Origin of the sequence: Streptomyces sp. NPDC060209, assembly GCF_042728155.1 — a bacterium.
Lineage (GTDB): Bacteria > Actinomycetota > Actinomycetes > Streptomycetales > Streptomycetaceae > Streptomyces.
On sequence record NZ_JBHWZS010000488.1, the window covers coordinates 1 to 3780 of the forward strand.

At 68.9% G+C, this 3780-nt stretch carries 5 protein-coding genes and 1 pseudogene; 2 read left to right on the forward strand and 4 right to left on the reverse strand.

Features of this window, described 5'->3' with window-relative positions:
• Both ACFWFI_RS41560 and ACFWFI_RS41565 read right to left on the reverse strand, forming a co-directional pair.
• Window positions 1-347 (reverse strand): annotated as a pseudogene (locus ACFWFI_RS41560) (hypothetical protein); the annotation flags it as partial.
• A gap of 73 nt (window positions 348-420) precedes the next feature.
• On the reverse strand, window positions 421-849 hold the full coding sequence (locus ACFWFI_RS41565; RefSeq protein ID WP_387400969.1) for a hypothetical protein: 429 nt from the start codon (window positions 847-849) through the stop codon (window positions 421-423).
• Between the two features lie 191 nt (window positions 850-1040).
• Between ACFWFI_RS41565 and ACFWFI_RS41570 the strand changes: the two genes are divergently transcribed.
• On the forward strand, window positions 1041-1277 hold the full coding sequence (locus ACFWFI_RS41570) for a hypothetical protein (protein ID WP_387400971.1): 237 nt from the start codon (window positions 1041-1043) through the stop codon (window positions 1275-1277).
• 209 nt (window positions 1278-1486) lie between these two features.
• On the opposite strand, the gene ACFWFI_RS41575 is transcribed toward ACFWFI_RS41570, so the two are convergent.
• Together ACFWFI_RS41575 and ACFWFI_RS41580 are read right to left on the reverse strand one after the other, a co-directional pair.
• Complete coding sequence (locus ACFWFI_RS41575) at window positions 1487-2287, reverse strand: GOLPH3/VPS74 family protein (RefSeq protein WP_387400973.1); 801 nt, start codon at window positions 2285-2287, stop codon at window positions 1487-1489.
• A gap of 51 nt (window positions 2288-2338) precedes the next feature.
• Window positions 2339-3094 carry a TetR-like C-terminal domain-containing protein gene (locus ACFWFI_RS41580; protein WP_387400975.1) on the reverse strand — a complete coding sequence of 252 codons (756 nt, stop codon included), beginning with the start codon at window positions 3092-3094 and terminating at the stop codon, window positions 2339-2341.
• Here ACFWFI_RS41580 and ACFWFI_RS41585 point away from each other — a divergent pair.
• Complete coding sequence (locus ACFWFI_RS41585; protein ID WP_387400977.1) at window positions 3084-3365, forward strand: hypothetical protein; 282 nt, start codon at window positions 3084-3086, stop codon at window positions 3363-3365. The two genes, ACFWFI_RS41580 and ACFWFI_RS41585, sit on opposite strands and share 11 nt — an antisense overlap.
• Window positions 3366-3780: the final 415 nt, after the last annotated feature.

The window sequence follows — 3780 nt, forward strand, 5'->3', positions numbered from 1 at the left end:
GGATGGAACGGCCCGCCGGACCCATGCCGACCGCCGCCCCGGCGGCCGGCACCCCGGCCCCCGGCCTCGTCGACGCGCTGGCGGCGGTAGGCGACGACAAGGGCGACGAGCGCTCCGGCCCCGGCCACTACACCGAAGGAGAGCTTCACCATGTCGAAGAGCGTCTTGGCGTCGAGCTTCTGGGTGTTGTCGATCTCCTGGAAGTCCAGCAGGTACACCAAGCCCAGGAAGACGCAGCCCGCTACCAGGACCGCAACGCAGAAGGAGAGGGCCAGCGCCCGGCCGACCCTCCACAACCGCAGCTCCCGATTGTTCGGGGCGGACCGCGATCTTCGAGTGACTGTCATGCCGATGAAGACAAGGCTCGCCCGTCAACGGTTGCACCATCCCCCGGGGCGGGGCGAGCCAAGTAGACCCGGGCTACTTCAGCGTGAAGCAGGCTTTCGTGGACAGGCCCTTGAACTCGATGCAGATCCGGGTACTGCGCGGATACACCGGGCCCGTGTGCCTGTCCCGGCCCCATGACGTCTCCACGAACGTGCCACCCACCCGGGCCGCGCGCTTCCAGCCGCCGCCGGTCTTCCACGTGCCGCCGGGCTTCTTGACCAGCCAGCGGGCGGTGCCGGAGCGCACCCCCTCCCGCGAGGCGTACACCCAGCCCACCCCACGGGCCGTCGAGCCGCGCTTGTACCAGTAGTGGGCAACGGCCCCCGGACGGCAGCCAGGGCCCTTCCCCGCACAGTCCCTGACCCGCTTGTCGACGTAAGCCCGAGCCGCGGTGGGTGCGGATGCCGCAGGGGCGGCGGCCACGGGGGCGAGGACGGCGGCCAGGGCGACAGAAATGATCATTCGTTGCATGGATGGCCCAACGTGGAGGCGGCCGTTCGCCGTTACGGGTGGCGGGGCCAGTTCACTCGTCGTGGTGGCGCTGGCCTGGACGGCATGGCGCCCGGCCTCCGCGCGTGAATAGTGGGCCTTGCGCTGCCCGCCTTCGTGGCAGGATCGTGAACGCCGGCTGCAATCCTGACGGGGGATGTCGCGTGACCGACCGATACGCGTGGTTCTTGGTTCTGTGCGGTGGCATAGGCTTCTTCGCCTCCCGGATGAACGCGCCGAAACCAGTGGTGTTCGTCTGGATCATTGTGATGGGGGGTGTCGTCATCGGCTGGTACTTCGACACTCCCGATGACGGGCCCCGGCGTCCGGTACTGACGATCGCGGCCGAACTAGCCGCAGTTGCTGGGACCGTTCTCGCCGTCGTCGCCCTCCTCAAATAGGGAACGGTCACGGCGACCCGCTCACCCCGGGGACCGGACGGGCGTGCCGTTTCTTCAGGTGAACCGGTGTCGCGATCGGGTGACGTAGCGTCAGCGTCCCGTCGCCGGGCAGGGGGCGGCTGCCACACCACGTCTCGTGATGATCTCCCTGTTGCGGCGCGGCCTGCCCCGGGCGCGGTCAAGGGCCGTGCGACTTTCGGCTGTCGGAGTCACCAGCCGGCGTGCCCGTCGCCGTGGTGGCCGGTGCCGCCTGCGCCGCCCTCGGACCAATTGCCGGAGTCCAGATCGTGGCTGAGACCGTGGCCGCCGGTGGTGAAGTCGGCGTAGAGGTCACTGAGCTCGCCGAGGAGTTGGCGGGTGAGGACGTCGGCGCCGGTGGTCAGTGCCGCAGCGAGTTCCTCGTCGGTGACTGGGACCGCTCCGGTGGTTGCGGGGGTGAGACGGTGTGTTGCGGCGAGGGCGGCCATGCGGCGGCGGTCGGTGATGCCGCGCAGTCCAGGATAGGCGGCAGGGGCGAGGCACGCGGCCTGGGCAAGCACGGCGAGGGTGAGGTTGCGGTCAGCGGTGGACCTTGCGGAGCCGGAGCGGACCACGCTGTCGAGGCGGGTCAGGAGCGCCTGGCGGCGCGGCAGGTCCAGGGAGAGAATGTCGTTGCGGGTACGGCCGCTGGAATCGCGCCACCGACGGACACGGACCGCCTTCTGGTCCTCCAGTCGGGAGAGGTACTCGACGGTCAGGGAGCGCGGTGTCCGGCGCAGCCAGTCCTTGAGGCCGGGCGGGGGAGCAGTTGCGCCGAGACCTTGCAGGACATTGCTCAGGCGACGGTCCTCGACGGGTCGGGTGTCCAACACCTCGATCCGCCGGCGCCCGACGGTGATCCGTCCGGCCAGGCACAGTTCCGCCAACTCCGAGGTCCGCAGGGCGTAGCGAAGCCGGTCCTCGCTTCGTATTCGTATGCGCCGCCTGCCCGGGACTATCGCGAGCAGGAGCAGTTCATCCCCCGTGGTCATGCCTGCCAGGGTAGGGGCGGCGGTCCTGGAAGGGAGAGCTCCGCAGGATTCTCAGCGTGCCGCCTGTGCCGGAGCGTCTGCCTCCGGGAGGCCGAGCCCGGACACACAGGCCCTTCTGTCAGGACCTGTGCGGGCCTTCACGGCCTGCGGACATGGTGGAACTGTCCCTGGGCCCTGTCGTCGAACTGCCGTCCGCCGCGTGGCGTCTGGCACCCACACTCGCGGCGTTGCCGAAATGCCTGGTAACTCCACGGCGAGACCATTCCAACGCCTTGCGATCACACGCATCAGACGCCACGCAGCCGCCCTCCGGCCTCCTCGCGGGGTACGGCGCATTCGCGGATGGCTCGGCGGACTCGCGTTCGTTGCCGTGCGTGGCGGCGGTGTCGATGTGAAGGCCTGGCGTCGGCGTGGGCCGAAGTAGTGCTGATCGAACTGGGAGGCGAGCTCGCGGTCCGTCTGAGCGGCACCGATGAGCTGCGCGAAGACAGGGCCAGCCGGCTCGCGACTCACCATGCGTGCAAAAGCGGCGATCACGCCGAGCAGGTCGGCACGGATGTCGCCGGTATCGCGCAACACGATCTCGTCACCGACTGCGTGCACATAGCCGAGGCCGACGGTGTCCTCGGGGAAGAGGGCCGCGCTCTGGTTGGCCTCGAGGCCGGTGAATGCCCGGCCGTAGCCGACAACGCCCTCAGGGCCGAGCCGCGCGAGGTCGACAGGTGCTGGAAGAAAGCAAATCGGGCGCCGGTTATGAGCGCTGTCAGATGGTGGGCCGCGGCTAGTGTTCGACGCTGTGGGATACACCTTGGAAGAGTTGATCGAGAAGCAGCGCGCTGTGGATGAGGCGCACGGCCATGTCGAGGAGCTGCGGGAGCGGTTCGGTCCGCCCTCGGCTGAGTCGTTTACCCCGGCGCAGGCCGTGGCCCAGGAAACAGCGTGGCGGGCGTGGCGTGATCTGGCACGCGATATGCAGAACGCTGTCGCCCAGTACGCGAAAGATACCGGCAGGCCTCGCCCCGACGTGGAGTACGACATGCGCAGGGGACTTGGCCCCGCGCCCGACACCCAGCGCTAAGCGATCCGCGCAGCATCAACCGGCCCGCCCATCCACGGCCATCCCATACGTGCCAGGCGATGTTGCCAAGGCGGCCAGAGGCGCTGTGGCCCCGGAGCGGGAGCGGTAGGGGGCAGACGCCTTTGGCGTCTTACCTGCCTCATCCTTGGCCGGTTCCGGCAGAAGGCAGGGCGAGGGCGGTGTCCTGCCGCGGGGGCTCACCACTGAGCGCCGGTAGGCCCGCCGAATGCCCCACACCTGTCGGCGTGAGGCTCTGGGAGGTCAGGCCGACTTTGGGGCTGGTCGGTCACGATGCCTGGTTAACCTCGCACTTTCACGAATGGGCTCGTCCATGCCTTGATCAAATAGGCGGAGAGTGCTCCTGACCTGCGGCGATGGGACTTGTCTAGGGTCCAGTCAGCCGCAGGAAAGTAGC

Coding starts and splice junctions, on each gene's coding strand:
- ACFWFI_RS41565 (WP_387400969.1), bottom strand. CDS start 849: ATGATCATTTCTGTCGCCCTGGCCGCCGTCCTCGCCCCCGTGGCCGCC.
- ACFWFI_RS41575 (WP_387400973.1), bottom strand. CDS start 2,287: ATGACCACGGGGGATGAACTGCTCCTGCTCGCGATAGTCCCGGGCAGG.